General features: G+C 72.1%; 17 protein-coding genes and 1 pseudogene. 7 read left to right on the top strand and 11 right to left on the bottom strand.

Going from position 1 to position 19,974, the window contains the following annotated elements; genetic code table 11:
• Positions 1 to 165: 165 nt before the first annotated feature.
• The 4 genes and pseudogenes from ACIPEQ_RS04745 (at position 166) to ACIPEQ_RS04730 (ending at position 6,621) form a co-directional block, all read left to right on the top strand.
• Entirely contained in the window at positions 166 to 1,530 is a 1,365-nt protein-coding gene (locus tag ACIPEQ_RS04745; RefSeq protein ID WP_402714280.1) for an ABC transporter substrate-binding protein, read from the top strand.
• Positions 1,527 to 2,444: pseudogene (locus tag ACIPEQ_RS04740) on the top strand (carbohydrate ABC transporter permease); the annotation flags it as partial. The gene ACIPEQ_RS04745 and the pseudogene ACIPEQ_RS04740, both read left to right, overlap by 4 nt.
• 209 nt (positions 2,445 to 2,653) lie before the next feature.
• On the top strand, positions 2,654 to 3,562 hold the full coding sequence (locus tag ACIPEQ_RS04735; protein ID WP_209676590.1) for a carbohydrate ABC transporter permease: 909 nt from the start codon (positions 2,654 to 2,656) through the stop codon (positions 3,560 to 3,562).
• A gap of 2 nt (positions 3,563 to 3,564) precedes the next feature.
• Entirely contained in the window at positions 3,565 to 6,621 is a 3,057-nt protein-coding gene (locus ACIPEQ_RS04730) for a glycoside hydrolase family 2 TIM barrel-domain containing protein (RefSeq protein ID WP_402714801.1), read from the top strand.
• Between the two features lie 195 nt (positions 6,622 to 6,816).
• Here the strand turns inward: ACIPEQ_RS04730 and ACIPEQ_RS04725 are convergent, their stop codons facing one another.
• Positions 6,817 to 7,242, bottom strand: a complete 426-nt coding sequence (locus ACIPEQ_RS04725; RefSeq protein ID WP_402714279.1) for a DUF3151 domain-containing protein — start codon at positions 7,240 to 7,242, stop codon at positions 6,817 to 6,819.
• A gap of 284 nt (positions 7,243 to 7,526) precedes the next feature.
• Here ACIPEQ_RS04725 and ACIPEQ_RS04720 point away from each other — a divergent pair, with 284 nt between their 5' ends.
• A complete protein-coding gene (locus tag ACIPEQ_RS04720; protein ID WP_402714278.1) occupies positions 7,527 to 9,101 on the top strand; it encodes an ABC-F family ATP-binding cassette domain-containing protein in 1,575 nt (524 codons plus the stop codon).
• A 6-nt stretch (positions 9,102 to 9,107) separates the two neighbouring features.
• Here the strand turns inward: ACIPEQ_RS04720 and ACIPEQ_RS04715 are convergent, their stop codons facing one another.
• The 3 genes from ACIPEQ_RS04715 to ACIPEQ_RS04705 all read right to left on the bottom strand — a co-directional run bounded on the left by ACIPEQ_RS04715 (position 9,108) and on the right by ACIPEQ_RS04705 (position 11,497).
• The gene (locus tag ACIPEQ_RS04715; protein WP_402714277.1) at positions 9,108 to 9,806 is read right to left on the bottom strand and encodes an SDR family oxidoreductase; all 699 of its coding nucleotides are present in this window, start codon (positions 9,804 to 9,806) and stop codon (positions 9,108 to 9,110) included.
• Between the two features lie 104 nt (positions 9,807 to 9,910).
• Entirely contained in the window at positions 9,911 to 10,972 is a 1,062-nt protein-coding gene (locus ACIPEQ_RS04710) for a YihY/virulence factor BrkB family protein (protein ID WP_209824612.1), read from the bottom strand.
• Between the two features lie 3 nt (positions 10,973 to 10,975).
• The gene (locus ACIPEQ_RS04705) at positions 10,976 to 11,497 is read right to left on the bottom strand and encodes a hypothetical protein (protein WP_126892622.1); all 522 of its coding nucleotides are present in this window, start codon (positions 11,495 to 11,497) and stop codon (positions 10,976 to 10,978) included.
• 63 nt (positions 11,498 to 11,560) lie between these two features.
• On the opposite strand from ACIPEQ_RS04705, the gene ACIPEQ_RS04700 reads away from it, so the two are divergent.
• Positions 11,561 to 12,301 carry an MBL fold metallo-hydrolase gene (locus tag ACIPEQ_RS04700; RefSeq protein WP_402714276.1) on the top strand — a complete coding sequence of 247 codons (741 nt, stop codon included), beginning with the start codon at positions 11,561 to 11,563 and terminating at the stop codon, positions 12,299 to 12,301.
• A gap of 288 nt (positions 12,302 to 12,589) precedes the next feature.
• On the opposite strand, the gene ACIPEQ_RS04695 is transcribed toward ACIPEQ_RS04700, so the two are convergent.
• From ACIPEQ_RS04695 to ACIPEQ_RS04665, 7 genes are all read right to left on the bottom strand, one after another.
• On the bottom strand, positions 12,590 to 13,633 hold the full coding sequence (locus tag ACIPEQ_RS04695) for a Gfo/Idh/MocA family protein (protein ID WP_402714275.1): 1,044 nt from the start codon (positions 13,631 to 13,633) through the stop codon (positions 12,590 to 12,592).
• Between the two features lie 194 nt (positions 13,634 to 13,827).
• Complete coding sequence (locus ACIPEQ_RS04690; RefSeq protein ID WP_402714274.1) at positions 13,828 to 14,754, bottom strand: prenyltransferase; 927 nt, start codon at positions 14,752 to 14,754, stop codon at positions 13,828 to 13,830.
• A complete protein-coding gene (locus ACIPEQ_RS04685) occupies positions 14,751 to 15,224 on the bottom strand; it encodes a lycopene cyclase domain-containing protein (protein ID WP_402714273.1) in 474 nt (157 codons plus the stop codon). The genes ACIPEQ_RS04690 and ACIPEQ_RS04685 overlap by 4 nt, the downstream gene beginning before the upstream one ends.
• Complete coding sequence (locus ACIPEQ_RS04680; protein ID WP_402714272.1) at positions 15,221 to 15,583, bottom strand: lycopene cyclase domain-containing protein; 363 nt, start codon at positions 15,581 to 15,583, stop codon at positions 15,221 to 15,223. The genes ACIPEQ_RS04685 and ACIPEQ_RS04680 overlap by 4 nt, the downstream gene beginning before the upstream one ends.
• Positions 15,583 to 17,247: a phytoene desaturase family protein gene (gene crtI / locus ACIPEQ_RS04675; protein WP_402714271.1), complete on the bottom strand. Its 1,665-nt coding sequence runs from the start codon at positions 17,245 to 17,247 to the stop codon at positions 15,583 to 15,585. Before crtI ends, ACIPEQ_RS04680 begins: the two co-directional genes overlap by 1 nt.
• Positions 17,244 to 18,161: a phytoene/squalene synthase family protein gene (locus ACIPEQ_RS04670; RefSeq protein ID WP_209676339.1), complete on the bottom strand. Its 918-nt coding sequence runs from the start codon at positions 18,159 to 18,161 to the stop codon at positions 17,244 to 17,246. Before ACIPEQ_RS04670 ends, crtI begins: the two co-directional genes overlap by 4 nt.
• Positions 18,158 to 19,216, bottom strand: a complete 1,059-nt coding sequence (locus tag ACIPEQ_RS04665) for a polyprenyl synthetase family protein (RefSeq protein WP_402714270.1) — start codon at positions 19,214 to 19,216, stop codon at positions 18,158 to 18,160. The genes ACIPEQ_RS04670 and ACIPEQ_RS04665 overlap by 4 nt, the downstream gene beginning before the upstream one ends.
• 21 nt (positions 19,217 to 19,237) lie before the next feature.
• On the opposite strand from ACIPEQ_RS04665, the gene idi reads away from it, so the two are divergent.
• Positions 19,238 to 19,780 (top strand): isopentenyl-diphosphate Delta-isomerase, encoded by a 543-nt coding sequence (idi, locus tag ACIPEQ_RS04660; RefSeq protein ID WP_066651866.1) that lies wholly within the window; start codon positions 19,238 to 19,240, stop codon positions 19,778 to 19,780.
• The last annotated feature ends 194 nt before the right edge of the window (positions 19,781 to 19,974 follow it).

The following is a 19,974-nucleotide window of genomic DNA, read 5'->3' as shown; positions in this document are numbered from 1 at the left end:
GGAGACCGGAGCCAGCAGCGCTCGCACTGTCGGCAGACCGCGCGACCGACCGGGCCCGGCCACGGTTCGGTCACGACGTTCTGTGGATACTGCGGGAATGCACAGCATCGCTCGGTTTCGTGCTTTGCTGGCTCCGACCCCGCTCAACGACGAACCGGAGCCGTGATGACACCCATCCCATCGAGAACCGTCCTGTCGCGACGGAACCTGCTCGGACTCGGACTCGGAACAGCTGCGGCGGGGTTGCTCGCCGGGTGCGCCGTGCCCGGGTCGACGAACGTCAACCGGGCGCCGCTGGTCCCCGCGGCCGCCGGGAGCGAGACCGTCCAGATCACCTACTGGGCGTGGCTCAAGGACCTGCAGAAGGTCTGTGACGTCTGGAACGCGAAGAACCCGCGCATCCAGGTGACCGCGAACTGGATCCCCGGGGGCAACGCGGGCGGGTACCAGAAGATGTACTCCGCGCTCGCGGCCGGGGGTGGTCCGGACATCGGGCAGGTCGAGTTCCGGCAGATCCCGGAGTTCATGCTCGCCAACGGCCTGGTCGACCTCGCCCGGTACGGCGCGAAGGACGTGCAGTCGAAGTACGACGAGGCAGCGTGGTCGCAGGTCGAGTTCGTCGACGGCGTCTACGGCATCCCGCAGGACACCGGCCCGATGGGCTTCTACTACCAGACCGCGATCCTCGAGCAGGCCGGCGGCCAGCCCCCGACGACGTGGGACGAGTGGCGCGACCTCGCCGACAAGGTGCGCGGGACGGGCAACGGGAACTACCTCGAGGTGTTCCCGGTCGCCGACGCATCGCCCTTCGCCGCGTACGCGCAGCAGGCCGGCGCGCGCTGGTTCAGGACGGACGGCGACGCGTGGGTCGTCGACATGACCGACGACAAGACCATGATGGTCGCCGAGTTCTTCGACGGGGTGATCGACGACGAGTTGGTCGACACCAGCGCCGGCGCCTACTCCCCCGGTTGGTACGCGGCCGCAGCGAGCGGCAAGATCGCCGCCGTCACGAGCGCGAGCTGGGGCGACGCCCTCATCCAGTCCGTGCAGGGCGGCGAGGGCAAGTGGAAGGTCGCGCCGATGCAGACGTGGGGCGACACCGGCTACGGCTCGAGCTCGATCGGTGGTTCGACGGCCGCCGTGCTGGCGAACGCGGAGCACCCGAAGGAGGCGCTCGAGTTCATCACGTGGATGACCACCTCGAAGGAGGGCGTCGACGCGATGATCAAGTACTGCGGCATCGGGTGGTCGCCGGCCAAGGACTACATCGGCAAAGCGCGCCAGCAGCCGTCCGAGTGGTTCTCCGGGCAGAACTACAACGAGGAGGTCTTCGCCCCCTCGGCCAAGGAGCAGAACCTGGAGTGGTCGTGGTCGCCCGTGACCCAGTCGGCCTTCACCAGCCTGCAGAACCAGTTCCGCCGCAAGCTCACCGGTGGGCTCAAGCTCACCGACGCGGTCGAGCTCGCCCAGCAGGAGATCGTCCAGTCCTTCAAGGACAAGGGCCTCAGCGTCAGGACCGCACGATGACCGCCACGCAGCCCGGATCCGGCTTCCGCACGAGCACCAAGGCCACGAGCGCCCAGAAGCGTGCCCCGTGGATCCTGCTCGCCCCGTTCCTCGCCCTGTTCGTCCTGACGTTCATCATCCCGATCATCAGTGCGCTCTTCCAGAGCTTCACGACCGTCGACCGCGAGGGCCTGTTCGGCGAGGACGGCGTCACCGGCCGCTTCGCCGGGTTCGACAACTACGTCACCGCCCTGAACGACGCCGGCTTCGTCGGCTCGATCTGGCGCATGCTCCTGTTCGGCATCGTGCAGGTGCCGGTGATGATCGTCCTCTGCACGATCCTCGCGCTGCTGCTCGAGTCGGCGAGCGCCCGCTGGCCCGCCTTCTTCCGCGCGGTCTACTTCATGCCGTACGGCGTCCCCGGCGTCATCGCGACGATCCTGTGGTCGTTCCTCTACGTGCCCGGCCTGTCGCCGATCGTGTCGCTGCTGCAGTCGATGGGGCTGCAGCCGGACTTCCTCGGCGCGAACAGCGTGCTCTGGTCGATCGCGAACATCGTCACGTGGACGTACACGGGCTACAACATGCTCATCATCGTGGCGCAGCTCAAGTCGATCCCCGGCGAGGTCTACGAGGCCGCGAAGATGGACGGCGCGAACGCCTTCCAGGTGGCGTGGCGGATCCAGATCCCGCTCATCGCGCCGGCCCTGGTGCTCACGACGGTCTTCTCGATCATCGGCACGCTGCAGCTCTTCGCCGAGCCGCAGATCCTGTCGACGGTCGCGCCGGCCATCGACACCGAGTACACGCCGAACTACGCCGCGTACACGAACGCGTTCGCGTTCAACGAGTACGGCGTCGCGAGCGCGCAGGCCGTGATCATCGCGCTGGCCGCGTTCATCCTGTCGTTCGCGTTCCTCGCGCTGACGAACCGCGCGCCCAAGAACGAGCGCGACCAGAGGAAGCGGGCCAAGCGCGACGGCCTGGAGGCACGGCGTGCGCTCCAGACGCGCGGCACGTCCGCCACCGGGTCGCGACCCGCCACCGGCGTCGCGGACCGCAGCACCACCACCGGAGCCGCGCCGCGCCTCCAGGCCGACAGCAAGGGGGCGGAAGCATGACCAGTGAAGCCATCGAGGCGCCGGTGACCAAGCAGGCCGCCGAGCCCGTCGACACCACGTCGATCACGGCGCACCAGCGCCGGAAGCTCGACCGCTCCCCCCGCTCGCAGATCGTCGTGACGGCGATCCTGGTCATCGTCGCGGTCTACTTCCTGGTGCCGCTGTACTGGGTCGTCATCGCAGCGACGAAGACCACCGGCGCCCTGTTCGCGACGAACGGGTTCTGGTTCGGCGGCGAGTTCGCGCTGTTCAGCAACATCCAGCAGGTGTTCTCGTACGACGGCGGCATCTTCGTCCGCTGGATCGCGAACAGCATCCTGTACTCGGGTGTCGGCGCGGTCCTGGCGACGTACTTCGCCGCTGCCGGCGGGTACGCGCTCGCGAAGTACGAGTTCCGCGGGCGCCAGCTCGTGTTCGGCACGATCCTCGGCGGCGTGCTCGTGCCGGGGACCGCGACGGCGCTGCCGCTGTTCCTGCTCTTCTCGACCATGGGCCTGACGGACACCTACTGGAGCGTGCTCATCCCGAGCCTCGTCTCGCCGTTCGGCCTGTTCCTGTGCCGGGTGTACGCGGCGGCCTCGGTCGACACCGCGCTGCTCGAGCAGGCACGCATCGACGGCGCCGGGGAGCTGCGGATCTTCCACACGATCGTGCTCCGTCAGATGACGCCGGCGCTCGTGACCGTGTTCCTGTTCCAAGTGGTCGGCATCTGGAACAACTTCTTCCTGCCGCTCATCATGCTGGCGGACCAGAAGCTCTACCCGATCACACTGGGACTCAACAACTGGCGGGCACAGGTCGATCGTCTGCCAGAGTTCTACCAGCTCACCACCGGCGGCGTGCTCGTCTCGGTGATCCCGCTGGTGATCGCGATCATCGTCCTGCAGCGCTTCTGGCGCGGGGGCCTCACGGAAGGATCGGTCAAGGGTTGACCATCGCTGCTCACTCGTCCTCCACCAGCACCACGCCCGATGCGCTCGGTGCGCTGGCCTCGACCGCACCGGGTTCGGACACCCGGCTCGCGCCGCGGGCCTGGTTGCACACCGACGCCCCGTCCCTGTCGCTCGACGGGGAGTGGGACTTCCGGTGGTCGCCGGTCGCGGACGTCCCGCTCCCGGGGGTGGAGGACGGGTGGGGCAGCCTCCCCGTGCCGTCGCACTGGGTCCTGCACGGGCACGGCGCGCCGAGCTACACCAACCTGCAGTACCCGTTCCCGATCGACCCGCCGCACCCGCCGGAGGAGAACCCGACCGGTGACCACCGCCGCACGTTCGAGGTGCCCTCGACGTTCGACGGCGCGGCTCGGGTGCTGCTCCGCTTCGACGGGGTCGAGTCGCACTTCCGGGTGTGGCTGAACGGCTCCCTCGTCGGGTGGTCGACGGGATCGCGGCTCGCGACCGAGTTCGACGTGAGCGACCTGCTCGTGCCCGGGTCGAACGAGCTGCTCGTGCGGGTGCACCAGTGGTCGGCGGCCTCGTACCTCGAGGACCAGGACCAGTGGTGGCTGCCCGGCATCTTCCGGAGCGTCACCCTGCTCGCCCGACCGACCGCACCGATCGACGACGTGTTCGTCCGCGCCGGCTGGACCGCGACGATCGGCAACGCCGCCACGGCCGGCACGGCGGCGTCAGGACGGCCGGAGACCGGCTCCGGGACGATCACGTTCCCGACACTCGACGCCGCGTTCCCGGTGCGCTTCCGGGTGCCGGAGCTCGACGTCGACGTGACGTGGGCATCAGCCGACCAGGTCGCGCCGATCACGCTCGAGGGCGTCGAGCCGTGGAGCGCCGAGGTCCCGAGGCTGTACGACGCGACCGTCTCCACCGGCACCGACGCCGGCGGCCGTTCGGGCGGCGAGACCGTCTCGCTGCGCCTCGGCTTCCGCACGGTGTCGATCGAGGGCGACCGGTTCCTGGTGAACGGCGAGCGCGTGGTGTTCCACGGCGTGAACCGGCACGAGACCCACCCCGTGCGCGGTCGCGTCTTCGACGAGGAGCACGCCCGCGCGGACATGGCGCTCATGAAGCGGAACAACGTCAACGCCATCCGCACCTCGCACTACCCGCCGCACCCCCGCGTGCTCGACCTGGCCGACGAGCTCGGGTTCTGGGTGGTCCTGGAGTGCGACCTCGAGACCCACGGCTTCCTGTTCACCGACTGGGTCGGGAACCCCTCCGACGACCCGGCCTGGCGCGAGGCGTACCTCGACCGCATCGCCCGGACCGTCGAGCGCGACAAGAACCACGCGTCGATCGTGATGTGGTCGCTCGGCAACGAGTCCGGCACCGGGCGGAACCTCGCGGCGATGTCGCAGTGGGTGCACGACCGCGACGACGAGCGCCCCGTGCACTACGAGGGCGACTACACCGGCGCCTACACCGACGTGTACTCGCGGATGTACCCGACGCTGCAGGAGACCGAGTCGATCGGCGGCGGCCCGGAGACCCCGCTGCTCGGCTGCGGTCCGGCCGAGGCCGCGCGGCAGCGGTCGAAGCCGTTCCTGCACTGCGAGTACGTCCACGCCATGGGCAACGGACCGGGGCAGATCCAGGAGTACGAGGACCTGGTCGACACGTACCCGCGACTGCACGGCGGGTTCGTCTGGGAGTGGCGGGACCACGGGCTCCTCGCACAGACCGCGTCAGGTGAGGACTACTACGCGTACGGCGGCGACTTCGGCGAGGTCGTGCACGACGGGAACTTCGTGATGGACGGCCTCGTGCTGCCCGACGACACCCCGACCCCCGGGCTGGCGGAGTTCGCGGCCGTCGTCGCCCCGATCCGGTTCTCGGTGTCGGACACCACCGTGCTCGTCGAGAACCGGTACCACTCCGCCTCGACCGCGGGGCTGCGCTTCCGCTGGACCCTGTCGCGGAACGGCGTCGAGGAGTCTGGCGGCCGCTTCACCCCGGGCGTCGTCGCGGCGCGGCAGTCGGCGACCGTCCCGGTGCCCGACGAGGTGCTCGCGGCCGCCGCGGACACCGGGTCGCTGGCCCCCGGCGACGAGCTGTGGTTCGACGTGACGGCGGAACTGGCGGGGCCGACCGCGTGGGCGGACACCGGCCACGTCGTCGCACGCACGCAGCGGCTCGTGGCGAGCCGCGCGGCGGACGTGCCCCGGGCCTCCCGGCAGGGCTGGGACGGCGACCGTCTCGGCGAGGGCACCTTCACCGCGCGCGGTGACCTGGTGTCCTGGAAGGGGCACGAGGTCGCCGGGCCGCGTCTCGAGCTGTGGCGGGCGCCGACGGACAACGACAGCCTGGCCTCGCAGGGCGGTTACGAGACGGCCGACCCGGTGCTGACGAAGGGCGTCGGCGACCCCACCGCTCCCGCGTCGGCGGTCCGCTGGCGTGCACGCGGGCTCGACCGGCTGACGCACCGGCTCGTGTCCGTGACCCGCAGCGAGCACGGGCTGGAGCAACGGGTCCGGGTCGCCGCGGCGAACAGCGGGTGGGGCGTCGACGTCACGCACCGCTGGACCCTGACCGACGACGGACTGCTGCTGCAGACCGACTCGGTGCCGTTCGGGGCGTGGGACGTCACCTGGCCGCGGATCGGCGTGCGGTTCGACCTGCCGGCGTCGGTGCTCGACGACGATGCCTCGTGGTTCGGGACCGGACCGGCGGAGTCGTACGCGGACTCGTCGCGGGCCGCTCGGGTCGGACGGTTCAGTGCGCCGGTGCGGGCGCTGACCGTGGACTACTCGATGCCGCAGGAGACCGGACACCGGCCGGAGCTGCGGACGCTGTCGGTCGGGCCGTTCACGGTGTCGACCGTCGGGGCGCACCGGGCGGGCTTCACGCTCTCGCCGTGGACCGCGCAGGAGCTCGGGCGTGCGATGCACCCGTACGAGCTGCCGACGCCGGAGCACGCGTACCTGTACCTCGACGCGGCGCAGCACGGGCTGGGGTCGCGGGCGTGCGGGCTCGACGTGCTGCCGGAGCACCAGCTGTGGCCGCAGGCATTCTCGTGGAGCGTGGTGCTGGGCTAGCGCCGCCGGCGCCGCGCGGGCGGCGGCGCGCGGGCAGCGGCGCGCGGGCAGCGGGCGGCGGGGCACGGCGCTCCGTGGTGCGACCTGCTCGCGCACAACCGGGAGCACCTCGCGCCACGGGCTTCCGTGGCGCGAGGTGCTTCGCGTTGTGCTGCGGCCCGCAGCGCCGCGGCGCACGGCCGCGCGGCGGCCGGGCTACTCCCCCGCGGAGAGGGCGCGCAGTACCTCCGGGTCCGACGCGTCGAGGAACTCCGTCAGGCGCTCGGGCTCGCCCGGCTCCTCGATCGCGGACGCCGCGCGGCGCAGGGCGAACAGCGCACGGAGCACGCCGCGGTTCGGCTCGTGCGACCACGGCACCGGCCCGGCACCGCGCCAGCCCGCCTTCCGCAGGGCGTCGAGGCCGCGGTGGTACCCGACGCGGGCGTAGGCGTAGGACTCCAGGGTCGCGCCGCGCGCCCAGGCCTCGTCGGCGAGGAGCGCCCACGCCAGGCTCGAGGACGGGTGCGACACGACGACGCTCGACACCGGGGCGTCGGCGGCGAGCGCGGCGGTCACCTCGGGCTCCTCCGGCAGCAGTGTCGCGGGGTTCGCGGTCGGGTTCGGCAGCAGGTTCTCCGGCATGCCCCCAGCCTGTCACCTCTTGCCGAGGAGCGGCGTCACCCCTACGGTGGGTGACACCTCGTCGTCACGCGGGGCCGCCGGGGCGGGAGACCGACCGGCAGCACGGGTGGCGGACACGGGGGTCCCCGACGGAACGAGCAGCCTTGCAGTCGATCACCGGTACCGCGCAGTCCTCGCGCTGACACCGTGATCGTCGCGCCCCGTCGGGCGCGCCGCGTGCCGACCCCTCCGGTCGCCGCGGGTCCGGTGTCGTGCGCCCAGCTCACGATCCGGGAGGCACACCCATGCCCGCAACACCGTCCGTCGTCCTCGACGACCTCACCTTCACCTGGCCCGACGGCTCCGTCGCGCTCGACCACCTCACCACCGCCTTCGGACGCGGCCGCACCGGCCTGGTCGGGAGGAACGGGGCCGGCAAGTCCACGCTCGTCCGGCTCGCCACGGGGCAGCTCCACCCCACGTCGGGCTCCGTCCGCACCTCCGGTCCGGTGGACCACCTGCCCCAGCGGCTGCACGCCCGCCCCGGGGACACCGTGACGGACCTGCTCGGCGTCGGCAGGACGCTCGCCGCACTGCGGGCCGTCCTCGGCGGTGACGCCACCGAGGAGCACCTCGACGCCGTGGGCGACGACTGGGACGTGGAGGAGCGTGCCGCCGCCGCGCTCGCGTCCGTGCCCGGGCTCGACGGAACCGACCTCGACCGGCCCGTGACGTCGCTCTCCGGCGGGCAGGCCGTGCTCACCGCGGTGGCCGGCATCCGGATGCGTCGGGCTCCGATCGTGTTCCTCGACGAGCCGACGAACAACCTCGACCGCGCAGCCCGTGCGGCGCTCTTCGAGCTCGTCGACCGGTGGACCGGGACGCTCGTGCTCGTCAGCCACGACCGGGAGCTCCTCGAGCACGTGGACGAGACCGTCGAGCTGCGTTCGGGATCGGCCACGGTGTTCGGCGGGACGTACCGCGCGTACGAGGAGCACCTCGCCGTGCAGCAGGCCGCCGTCGAGCGCGAGGTCCGGGTGGCCGAGCAGCGCCACCGGACCGAGCAGCGGCAGCGCATCGAGGCGGAGACGAAGATCGCCCGCCGTGCCCGTGCGGGGCGGGAGGCCGCTCGGTCCGTGCCGAAGATCCTGGCGAACGAGCAGCGGAAGCAGGCGGAGCAGACCGCCGGACGGCTGCGCTCGGCCCACGGGTCGGCCGAGGCGCAGGCGCGGGCCGCGGTGCAGGAGGCCGAGCTGCGGTTGCGCGACGACGAGTCGTTGCACGTCACGCTGCCCGACCCGGAGGTCCCGGCGTCGCGGCGCATCGCGACGATCACCGTGCGCGGGCGGTCGGTCGTCGTGCAGGGCCCCGAGCGCATCGCGGTGACCGGCGCGAACGGCGTCGGCAAGACGACGTTGCTCGAGCAGCTCGTGGGGGTGCCGCAGGCGCGCGAGCACCCGCTCCCGGAGACCTCGGCGGCGCCGCACTCGGACCGCATCGGGTACCTGCCGCAGCGGCGGGACTCGCTCGACGACGACGCGACCGTGCTCACGAACCTCTGTCGGGCGGCCCCGCACGTGGCCGACGCCGAGCTCCGCAACCAGCTGGCTCGGCTCCTGGTCCGCGGGGACACGGTCGACCGCCCGGTCGCGTCCCTGTCGGGCGGCGAGCGCTTCCGGGTGGCGTTGGCGACCCTGGTGCTCGCGGACCCACCGCCGCAGCTGCTGGTGCTCGACGAGCCGACGAACGACCTCGACCTGACGAGCGTCGACCAGCTCGTGGATGCGCTCCGGGCGTTCCGCGGCGCCCTCGTCGTGGTCAGCCACGACGAGACGTTCCTCGACCGCCTGTCGCTGACGACGAGGATCGAGCTCGGGTAGCCGGGGTCAGCGCTTCCGTGTCGGCCGGATCGCGAGCGACTCGATCGTGCCGCGCTCCGGCAGGTCGACCACGGTCCGGACGGCCGCGGCGACGTCCTCGGGCGCCAGGTAGTAGGCGGTGTCGTAGTCCTCGCCGAGCTTCTCGGTCAGCGCCCGCTGCATGTCCGAGTCGGTCCGGCCGGGGTGCACGCTCGAGACCCGGACGCCGTTCGCCCGCTCCTCTTCGCGCAGGGCGTCCGCGAAGGCCCGGAGCGCGAACTTCGACGCCGCGTACACGCCGCCTCCGGGGCCTGCGGTGAACCCGGACCCGCTGTTGATCGGCACGACGATGCCCCGCGCTGACCGGAGCGCGGGGAGCGCCAGCCGGGTCAGCTCGGCGACCGCGAAGACGTTGGTAGCGAACACCTGCTCCCACACATCGCGCGGTGTGTCGGCGATCCGCGTACCCTGCTCGACCCCGGCGCTGTGCACCAGGACGTCGAGCGACCCCGGAAGCTCCGGCACGTCGCCGGCGCCGAGGTCGCCGACGAACGGCGCTGCACTCGGGAGCTCGGCCACGAGCGCGGCGACCGCGTCGGCGGATCGGCCACCGACCAGGACGTGGTGGGTGCGTCCGAGCTCCAGCGCGATCGCGCGGCCGATGCCGCGGGTGGCCCCGGTGACGAGTGCGGTCGGACGGTCAGCGGCAGGTGCGGTGTCGGTCATGCGTCCCACCCTACGGAGCGGCCGTGACGGGCCGGTGCCGTGCCTCCCGGCTGTGGACGGTGACGCCCACCGAGCGGGGTGTGCAGGACCGGCCGGCCACCTGCTCAGTCCTTCGTGCGCCCCGCGCTCTCGCGGATCTTGATCCCCTCGAGCACGTCCTTGGCGTGCTGCTCGTCCTGCTTCTCGATCTGGCGGGTGTCGCGCTCGGGGAGCTGGATGTCCTCCTCGGCCCGGATGCCGGCCTGCAGCTGGCGACCGCGCTCGAGCTCCGCGTCGAACTCCGCACCGAAGAGCAGCGCGTTGTTCGTGATCCAGATCCAGAGCAGGAAGACGATGACGCCACCGAGGGAGCCGTACGTCGCGTTGTAGTTCGAGAAGTTCCCGACGTAGAAGCCGAAGCCGACGCTCGCGATGATCCAGATCGTGATGCCGACCAACGCGCCGCCGCTCACCCACTTGAACTTCGACTGGCGGATGTTCGGCGCCCAGTAGTACAGCACCGCGACGACGACGATCATGATCGCCAGCAGGATCGGCCACTGCACGATCGAGACCACGAGCGCGGCGGCGTCGCCGAGGCCGATGACGTCGCCGAACGTCCGGGCGAGCGGACCGGAGACGAGCACGAGCAGCCCGAGGACGAGCAGCACGACGGTGAACACCGTGACGCCGAGCATGGTCGGCCGGAGCTTCCAGATCGGTCGGCCCTCGCGGACGTTGTAGATGCGGTTCATCGCACGGCCGAAGGCGCCGACGAAGCCCGACGCGGACCACAGGGCACCGAGCACACCGACGATGAACGTGATCGGCGCCGCGGGCGAACGCACGAGCCCCTCGACCGGGTCACGGAGGAGCTCGGCGACCTGACCACCGCCGACGTTCGTGACGACGTCGAGCAGGGTGTCGATCGTGTCCCGCGGGTTCGAGACCAGGCCGAGGATCGACACGATCGCCAGCAGACCGGGGAAGAGCGCGAGCACCGTGTAGTACGTCAGGCTCGCGGCGAGGTCGGTGCACTGGTCGCTGGTGAACTCGCGCAGGGTCTTCTTCAGCGTGTACGTGAACGACGGCTTCGTGAGGTCGGTCGGGCTGTCCGGCTTCCGGGGGTCGTCCGGCGCCGGCTTGTGCTGCATCTCCTGCTGCAGGCTCTTGTCCTTGTGCGCCATGGTCTAGCCCTTCGCCTTCGCGAGGGCCTTCGCCGCCGCCTTGGACCGCTTCGCGGCCTGCTTCCGGTTCTTCGTCGCGCGGCGCTGCACCGCGGCGATGCCGGCGCGCTGCTTCACGCGGTTCTTGTGCACCGGGTCGCGCTCGAGCGACTCCTCGGCCGCCTTGCGACGGGCCTTCCGCCCCTTCCGACCGCCGCGAGCCTGGTCGGCGTCGAGCTCGCCGCGCGCACCGAACGGCAGGAGCGCGGTGAACGCCGTCGAGGCGGCCGGACGGTCGAGGTGGCCGGCGTCGGTCCGCCCGATGCGGGTCCCGAGGACGATCGCCGCGATGCCGGTCACCGCGGTGACGCCCATCGCGATGAGCGGCGTGGGGTCACGGTGCCACCGCTGCTTGGCCTTCGCCACCGCGAGCCGGGTGCGCGCGGGGACGTCGGAGCGCCTCCTGATCTCGCTGACGCTGTCGGTCAGGCGCTCGCGCGTGCGCACGTTCGCGAGCTCGAGCTCGGGGATGCTGTCCTTGGCCATGCCTCGTGCCTACCAGGCGGTCCCCGGCATGGCACCGAGCGACCGCGGTCTACGGTGCAGGCCATGCTGTTCCGGGACGTCGCCGAGGGGATCCACCGCCTCGAGATCGCACACACCAACACCTACCTGGTCGAGACGGGTGACCGGTTGCTCGTCGTCGACGCGGGGCTACCGGCCGCCTGGCCGCACCTGCTGCTCGCCGTGCACGACCTCGGGTACTCGCCCGACCGCGTCGAGGGCCTGCTGCTCACGCACGGGCACTTCGACCACGTCGGGACCGCCGCCCGGATGCACCGGGAGTGGGGCACGCCCGTGTTCGTGCACCCGGGCGACCGCGACCTCGCGGCGCACCCGTACTCGTACCGGCCGCAGACGAACCGCTTCGGCTTCGTCGCAATGCACCCGGGAGGGCTCGCGCCGCTCGGACGGATGCTGCTCGCCGGTGCGGCGACGGTGGACGGGATCGCGGAGACGCAGCCGCTGGCGTCCCGCGCAGACGTCCCCGGCAACCCGTGGATCATCGAGACGCCCGGGCACACGGACGGGCACGTGGCGCTGCACTTCGCCGACCGCGACGCGCTGATCGCGGGCGACGCCCTCGTCACGTTCGACCCGTACACGGGCGGGATCGGCCCGCGGGTGGTGGCGCCGGCCGCGACGTCGGACGTCGACGAGGCGGTCGCGTCGCTCGGTCGGCTCGAGGACACCGAGGCGCGGCACGTGCTGCCCGGCCACGGCCCCGCGTTCGACCGGGGCGTGCGGGCGGCGGTCGCCCAGGCCCGGCGCGCGGCCGGCGCCGCGTAGCGCGGCGGAACGGACCCGAGACTCGGGCCCGGCGACGGTCCTCGCACCCGAGGGCACGAGGACCGTCGCACAGGGCGAGTCTCGCGGCAGTGGTGCCGGGCGGCCGACGGACGGGAGGCGCGTGGCGGCCGCGCCACGCGCCTCCCGTCCGTCGCAGCGTGCGTTCCGTCCCATCGCGCGCGACCTGGGATGTCGTTCCGCTCGTAGGAGGCAGGAAGGAACGTCCTCCTCCGCGCGGAACGGCCCCCTACGCGCGGAACAGTCTCCTCCGCGCGGAACGCGAGCGCCCTACTCGGGTAGGACCACGTCCTCGGGGCGACCGGACGCTGCCGAGCGGCCCGCGGCCTCCATGAGCGCCAGGCTCCGCAGGTTGTCGCGGCCGCTCGTCTCCGGCGCCGCACCGCCCTCCACCGAACGCGCGAAGGCCTGCAGTCCACCCTGCCGGTCGGTGTGCTCGAGGGTCGGCAGCTCGACGGCCTCGGCCTCGGCGTCCTGGTCGGCGCGCAGCGTCACCCGGTCCCCGGCGATCTCGCTCGGCGAGCCGTCACGGCTCGTGAACCAGATCTCACCGTCCTCGCCCTGGATGCTCCACTCCCCCGCCCAGGCGGTGCGGGGAGCCCGCGAGAGCCAGCTGCCGCGGTAGCTCACGACCAGCCCGTCATCGAGCTCGATGATCATCGACGTCACGGCCTCGTCCTGGTACTTGCTGTGGCTCGGGTACGACGCGCGGGCGTAGACGCGGACGGCCTCGAGCCCGGTGATCATCCGGAGCAGGTCGAAGTGGTGGATCGCCATGTCGTTGATCATCGGGTGCGGGAACCGGTAGTGCGGGTAGGTCTCCACGGGCTGGTCGTTGTCCCACTGCCGGAAGTCGATGCTGATCGCGGACAGCTCGCCGAGCTCCTTCGCCGCGAGCAGCTCCTTGACCGCCCGGGGCGCCGGGTACCAGCGGTAGTTCTGGCTGACCTGCAGCACGAGCCCGAGCTCCTCGGCACGGCGGACGGCGGTGAGCGCCTCGTCGGTGGAGTTCGCGAACGGCTTCTCGACGAGGACGTGCTTGCCGGCCTCGAGGGCTTCGAGCGCGAGCGGCACGTGGGTGACGGCCGGTGCGGTGATGACGACGGCGTCGGCCTCGACCCCGGCGAGCGCCTCGGTGAGCGAGGCGAACGCGGCGGATGCCGGCAGGCCGAGGTCCTCGCGCACGGCGTCCAGCGTCGCGGGGACCGGGTCGACGAGCCCGACCACCTCCACTTCGGTGACCTGCGGGATGGCGGTGCGGGCCCAGTTGCCGCCCCAGCCTCCGAGACCGACGTGGATGATGCGGACCGTCATGCGTGCACTCCTTCGTGACCGGCGCACCACGACTCCCGCGGCGCGTGCGTCCAGTCTGTCAGGCCGACGACGGCTGTCGTGCAGGACCGCCGGTGCCCTGTCGATGGAGCAGGAAGTGTCGGGTGCTCGCGACCGACCCGACGTCTTCTGCGCCATCGATGCACGTCGGCCACGCACGAGTCGGCAGCGCTGCGTCAGTGCGTCCAGGCGTAGGCGATGAGCGCCATCGTGACGATGAACCCCGCCAGGTAGTTGATCCAGAGGAACCGCTTCCACCCCGCGTTCGCCGCCTCGGCCCCGGCGTCGGTGACGTTCCACCACGGCAGCACGTTGAGCGCGTACGGAACGACGACGATCGCCGCGATCGGCCCCGGGAAGTCCGAGAACAGCAGCGCGACACCGGCCACGAGGTACGCCACGAACGCCAACCGGACCGTCGCCCGGGCGCCGATCACCGTCGCGACGGAGCCGATGCCCCCCGCGCGGTCGGCCAGGACGTCCTGCACGGCCCCGAACGCGTGCGAGGCAACGCCCCACAGGAAGAACGCCACGCACACGGCGACGAGCGCCCCGGTCCAGTGCGGTCCGGCGAGGGCCAGACCGTAGACGGCCGGGGACACGAAGTGCGTCGACGAGGTCAGCGAGTCGAGGAACGGCTTCTCCTTGAAGCGCAGCCCGGGCGCCGAGTACGCGATCACCGCGAACACGCTGATCGCGAGCACGAGCCACGACCAGGGTCCGTTGCCGCTCCGGGCGCCGAGCACCACGAGCGCGACGAGGAACGGCACGTTCGTGACGACGACAGCCCACAGCGTGGTGCGGTGCACGCTCTTGTCGAGCAGCGCACCCTCGACCCCGCCCTTCCGCGGGTTCCGCAGGTCCGACTCGTAGTCGAAGACGTCGTTGATGCCGTACATCGCCAGGTTGTACGGCACGAGGAAGTACACGACGCCGACCAGGAACGCGACGAGCGAGAACCCGCCGCCACCGTCGAGACCGACCCCGCTGCCGAGCAGGTACGCCGCACCGAATGGGTAGGCCGTGTTCACCCAGCTGATCGGACGCGACGACACGAACAGGGCGCGCGCGGTCGACGGTCTGGAGGCACTGCTCACGGTCACGGGGTCTCCTCCGGTCGACGGGGTGGCTGGGTCGGCGTTCCGACCGTACCGGTCCCGCGTCCCGCCCCGTGGACGGTCGGGTGGTCGGACGACCGGTCGCGCGCGCGGTCGTGTGCCCGACCGCGCGGGCGCTCCAGCAGGACCCAGCAGCTCGGGAGCAGCAGGGCGGCGCCGATCGAGTACGCCAGGTCCTCGACCGGGAACAGTCCGACCCGGGCGCCGGAGACCAGCGCGTCGTCGTAGGCGACGATGCCGAGCCCGACGATCACGTTGTTGAAGACGCCGGTCATCACGAGCAGCACCACGCCGGCCGCGACGGCGCTGACCGTACCGACGACACCGACGGCAGCACCGGTCCGCCGACCGGCTCCACGGCGACGGGCGGCGACCACGCCGGCCACCACGGCGACGAGCGCGGCGAACGTCAGGAACGGCACCGCGAGCAGGGCGTACGTCGCCGTCCCGGTCATGCGTGCGACTCCTCGTCGACCGCGTCCGGCGAGCCGGCACGGTCGAGCCGCCGGGCCACGACCGGACGCAGGGCGCCGAACAGGTCCATCGTCGTCCAGCACAGGAGCACGAGGAAGAAGACCTCTTCCAGTGGGACCTCGGGCTCGAGCAGCACCCCCGTCAGCAGGTCGTTCCGCCCGATGAAGAAGATGCCGAGGTGCACGCCCGCGACGTCCCACACCAGGAAGAACACGAGGCCGATCGCCATCACCGCGGCGGCGCGCAGCGGGCTCCGCCAGAAGAACAGCCGGTACCGGGCGTCGAGCACCGCGATGCCGGCGATCGACACCAGGAGTCCGGCGAGGTAGGTCCCCGGCATCAGCCCGCGGTCCGGGCGGACCCCGCCGTCGACGACCCGGCCGGCACCGACGCCGGTGCCGGCAGCGGCGTCGGCAGCGGTTCGGTCGACGTGTCGCCGTTGATGCGCTTGAGCAGCACCTCGGCGCTGATCAGGCACATCGGCAGCCCGATGCCCGGGGTCGTCGAGGCGCCCGCGTAGTAGAGGCCGTCCACCTTGCGGGAGACGTTCGCCTCGCGGAAGAACGCACTCTGCGCGAGCGTGTGCGCCGGCCCGAGCATCGACCCGCTCCACGCGTTGTAGTCGTCGGCGAAGTCCTGCGGGCCGATCGTGCGGCGCACGCGGATGCGGTCGCGCAGGTCCGGGACGCCGGAGCGCTCCGCGATGACGTCGATCGCGCGGTCGGCGATGCGCTCGACCTCGGCGTCGCCGGCACCGTCGATCCCGCCCTTGCCGATCGACAGGTCGGCGGGCAGCGGCACCAGGACGAACAGGTTGCTCGCCCCCTCGGGCGCGACGGTGTCGTCGGTGAGCGAGGGCGCGCAGACGTAGATCGACGCCGGGTCCGGCACGTGCCGGTCCTTGCCGAAGATCGCGCCGAAGTTGGCCTCCCAGTCGGCGGTGAAGACCAGCGTGTGGTGCAGCAGCCCGGGCACGGGACCGTCGACGCCGAGGTAGACGAGCACGGCGCTCGGCCCCGGGTCGCGCTTCCGCCAGTGCGGCTCCGGGTAGGTCCGGTGCTCCGCGTCGAGCAGGTGCAGCTCGGTGTGGTGCAGGTCGGCAGCACTCACCACGAGGTCGGCGGGGACCGTGTGCGACGCACCTGCGGCGTCACGGTGCACGACGCCCGTGACGTGCCCGTCCTCGACGACGATCCGCTCGACGGTGGCACCCGTCGTGATCGCCGCGCCCTCGCGACGGGCGACCCGCTCGACGGCCGAGATCACCTCGGTGATGCCGCCCTTCGGGTAGAGCACGCCGTCGGCCAGGTCGAGGTGGCTCATCAGGTGGTACATGCTCGGCGCGGCGTACGGGCTCGTGCCGAGGAACACCGCCGGGTACCCGAGCACCTGCCAGAGCCGGCGGTCCCGCACGGCCTTCGAGGCGAACGTCGACAGCGGCTGCAGCAGGAGCCGGGCGAGCTTCGGCAGACGACGGAGCACGTCCGGGGCGGCCAGCTTCGTCAGGTCCTGGAACGTCGTGTAGAGGAAGCGACGGACCGCCATCGCGTAGGTGTCCTCGGCGGAGTCGAGGTACTTCCGCAGCCGCGCACCGGCTCCGGGCTCGATCGACTCGAAGAGCGCGATGTTCGCCTCGCGGTCGGCGCGCAGGTCGATGGGCTCGTCGTCGCCCTCGCTGTACACGCGGTACCCCGGGTCGAGCCGGACGAGGTCCATCTCGGCCTCGGCCGTGGTGCCGAGCAGTCGGAAGAAGTGGTCGAACACCTCGGGCATGAGGTACCAGGACGGGCCGGTGTCGAACCGGAAGCCGTCCCGCTCCCACGACCCGGCGCGGCCGCCGAGCTGGTCGCGTTGCTCGAGCACGGTGACGGCGTAGCCGTCGCGGGCGAGCAGGGCGGCGGACGCGAGTCCGCTGATGCCGCCGCCGACGACGACGGCACGTCGGGCCGGCACCGCGCGCTGCGACGCGGGGGTGGACGGACGGGAGGCGCGGGGCGGGGTCATGCACGGCCTCCAGACCGGTGGTGGGCTGCACGGGACGACAGCGGTGCTCGGCCGGCGAGCACGCGCGCGGCGAGCTGCGCCTTGACCGGGTTCGGGACGCGCACGCGCGTCGTCACCAGGCGGTCCGCCGGGCAGGCGGCGATCCGGTCGTTGAGCTCCTGGAACAGGGCATGCGCGAGACCGACCGCCTTGCGGGCGTCGACCGGGAGCAGCGGGACCGTCAGCGCGGCGCGGTCGAGGTCCGCCTGCACGTCGGCGACCAGGCGGTCCTTCGTCGCCTCGTCGAACGTGCGGACGTCGACGCCCGGGAAGTACGAGCGGCCGAGCACCTCGAAGTCGGCGTGCAGGTCGCGCAGGAAGTTCACCTTCTGGAAGGCCGCCCCGAGCGCCCGGGCCCCGTCGACGAGCACGGCGTCGTCGAAGGTCGGCCGACCGGCGCGGTACACGAAGGCACGGAGGCACATCAGGCCGACGACCTCGGCGGAGCCGTACACGTACCGGTCGAACGACTCCTGGTCGTGCTCGGTGCGCTCGAGGTCCATGCGCATCGACGCGAAGAACGGCTTCGTGAGCTCCGGCCCGAAGCCCGTCGTGCGGGCGGTGCGGGCGAAGGCGTGCACGACGGGGTTCACCGAGAAGCCGAGCGCCATCGCACGCTCGGTGTCGGCCTCGAGCTCGTCGAGCACGGTGCGGGCCAGGTCGTGGTCGAGCCCGGCCTCGGTCGCGGGGCCGTCGACGACCTCGTCGGCGACGCGGACCAGCGCGTAGACGTTGCGGATGTGCTCGCGGGTGTCCTTGGCGAGCAGTCGGCTGGCCAGGCCGAACGAGGTCGAGTAGCGCTCGATGACGACCCCGGAGGCAGCCTCGGCCGTCGCGTCGTACAGGGGCAGACGCGGAGGTGCGGTCTGGGTCACCGCACGCGCTCCAGCAGTTCGGACACCAGGTGCTCCAGTCGTTCGGCGAGCTCGTAGGGCAGGGCCGCGAGCTCGGCGCGGGCGAGGGCGGCGTGCTCGGCGATCCGGGACTCGGCCGCCGACTTCGCGCCGCAGGTCTCCAGGGTCGCACGGAGCTCGGCCGCGCGTCCCTCGCTGAGGTCGGGGTCACCGAGGTAGGGCGCGATGTCGTCCCAGCAGTCGGTGGTCGCGGCATAGGCGATGAGCATGGTGCGCTTGCCCTCGCGCAGGTCGCCGAGCACGGACTTGCCGGTCACGGTCTCGTCGCCGTAGACCCCGAGCAGGTCGTCGACGATCTGGTAGGCGATGCCGATCTCGCGGCCGAAGGCGCCGAGGGCCTCGACGACGGACTCGTCCGCGCCGGCGAGCACGGCCCCGGACTGCAGCGGCGCCTCGAACGAGTACACGCTCGTCTTCGCCCGCTCCATCGCCAGGACCTCGTCGACGGTCGGCATGACGCCCAGCGCGAGGTCGACGTCGGTCATCTCACCCGCGGCACTCGCGAACACCGCGTCGTCGAGGATCTCGAGCAGGCGCGCGCGACGGTCGCCGGTGACACCGGACGCCTCGACGAAGCGTGCGGCAGCGACGAGGGCGAGGTCGCCCGCGATCACGGCGGCGCTGAGCCCGCGGTGCTCGGCGGTGGGCAGCGCCAGGCCGCCCGTCGTGCCGGTGTCGCGGAAGGACCCGGCGACGTTCGGCTCCCCGCGGCGCGACCAGTCGCGGTCGATGACGTCGTCGTGCACGACGAGCGCGGTGTGGAGCAGCTCGTAGGCCGCGGCGACGTTCGCGGCGGCGCGGGCGTCCGTGCCGCCGAGCCCGGCGTACGCCGTGAGGACCATGCGGGGGCGGAAGCGCTTGCCGCCCATGCTCGCTCGACGGAGCACCCGCCAGAGTTCCTCGGACGGTCTGCCGAACCGACGCGCACGGGCCGACGACACCGCGAAGAAGCGTTCGATGCAGTCGTCGACCAGTGCGAGGTCGATCTGCGCCACGGTGGCCGCTTCCTCGCTCATTGGCCTAACCTATCGGGGCAGATGAACACTTTCCCGGAATCCGTCGTCCTGCTCGCCGAAGACCGCACTCCCATCGGCACCGCCGAGAAGTTCGCGGTGCACACCGAGGACACCCCGCTCCACCTCGCCTTCTCGTGCCACGTGCGGAACGCCGAGGGCAAGGTCCTCGTGACCCGTCGCGCCCTGTCGAAGAAGACCTGGCCGGGGGTGTGGACGAACACGTTCTGCGGGCACCCCGGGCCGGACGAGGCCTTCGAGGACGCCGTCGCCCGCCGCGCCTCGCGCGAGCTCGGCATCACGGTCCGCGACGTCGAACTCGTGCTGCCCGACTTCCGGTACCGCGCGGTGGACGCCTCGGGCATCGTCGAGAACGAGGTCTGCCCGGTGTTCCGCGCCGTGACGGACGACGTCCCGGCGCCCGCGGACGACGAGGTCGCCGAGTACGCCTGGCTCTCCGAGGACGAACTGCGGGCCTCGGTCGCCGCGGCACCGTTCGCGTGGAGCCCGTGGCTCGGGTGGCAGCTCACCGAGCTCGAGCAGCAGGGACTGCGCGTCACCCGCTGAGCGATCGCTCACTCGACGCGCGTCCCGTCGCCGGGTAACGTGGCCCGCTGGTCGCGCACCGGCGACCACGGACGACCGGAAGGGCAGGTGAGGCGCGATGTCGGGTGACCATCCTCGATCGGGCCGGACGACCGCCCCGGTCGTCGCCCTGCCCGTTCGCTGACGCACGTCCTGGCTCCCCCGTGGAGCCCGGG

It is taken from the genome of Curtobacterium sp. NPDC087080, from assembly GCF_044745105.1.
GTDB lineage: Bacteria > Actinomycetota > Actinomycetes > Actinomycetales > Microbacteriaceae > Curtobacterium.
Note: the sequence above shows the minus strand (reverse complement) of the source record. Positions and strands in the feature narration are given on the sequence as shown.

What these genes read in the sequence shown, in the direction of transcription:
- ACIPEQ_RS04665 (WP_402714270.1), bottom strand. Translation starts at nt 19,216, where the DNA reads ATGAGCGAGGAAGCGGCCACCGTGGCGCAGATCGACCTCGCACTGGTC.
- ACIPEQ_RS04720 (WP_402714278.1), top strand. Translation starts at nt 7,527, where the DNA reads ATGCCCGCAACACCGTCCGTCGTCCTCGACGACCTCACCTTCACCTGG.
- ACIPEQ_RS04705 (WP_126892622.1), bottom strand. Translation starts at nt 11,497, where the DNA reads ATGGCCAAGGACAGCATCCCCGAGCTCGAGCTCGCGAACGTGCGCACG.
- ACIPEQ_RS04715 (WP_402714277.1), bottom strand. Translation starts at nt 9,806, where the DNA reads ATGACCGACACCGCACCTGCCGCTGACCGTCCGACCGCACTCGTCACC.
- ACIPEQ_RS04700 (WP_402714276.1), top strand. Translation starts at nt 11,561, where the DNA reads ATGCTGTTCCGGGACGTCGCCGAGGGGATCCACCGCCTCGAGATCGCA.
- ACIPEQ_RS04710 (WP_209824612.1), bottom strand. Translation starts at nt 10,972, where the DNA reads ATGGCGCACAAGGACAAGAGCCTGCAGCAGGAGATGCAGCACAAGCCG.
- ACIPEQ_RS04725 (WP_402714279.1), bottom strand. Translation starts at nt 7,242, where the DNA reads ATGCCGGAGAACCTGCTGCCGAACCCGACCGCGAACCCCGCGACACTG.
- ACIPEQ_RS04745 (WP_402714280.1), top strand. Translation starts at nt 166, where the DNA reads ATGACACCCATCCCATCGAGAACCGTCCTGTCGCGACGGAACCTGCTC.
- ACIPEQ_RS04685 (WP_402714273.1), bottom strand. Translation starts at nt 15,224, where the DNA reads ATGACCGGGACGGCGACGTACGCCCTGCTCGCGGTGCCGTTCCTGACG.
- crtI (WP_402714271.1), bottom strand. Translation starts at nt 17,247, where the DNA reads ATGACCCCGCCCCGCGCCTCCCGTCCGTCCACCCCCGCGTCGCAGCGC.
- ACIPEQ_RS04680 (WP_402714272.1), bottom strand. Translation starts at nt 15,583, where the DNA reads ATGCCGGGGACCTACCTCGCCGGACTCCTGGTGTCGATCGCCGGCATC.
- ACIPEQ_RS04695 (WP_402714275.1), bottom strand. Translation starts at nt 13,633, where the DNA reads ATGACGGTCCGCATCATCCACGTCGGTCTCGGAGGCTGGGGCGGCAAC.
- idi (WP_066651866.1), top strand. Translation starts at nt 19,238, where the DNA reads ATGAACACTTTCCCGGAATCCGTCGTCCTGCTCGCCGAAGACCGCACT.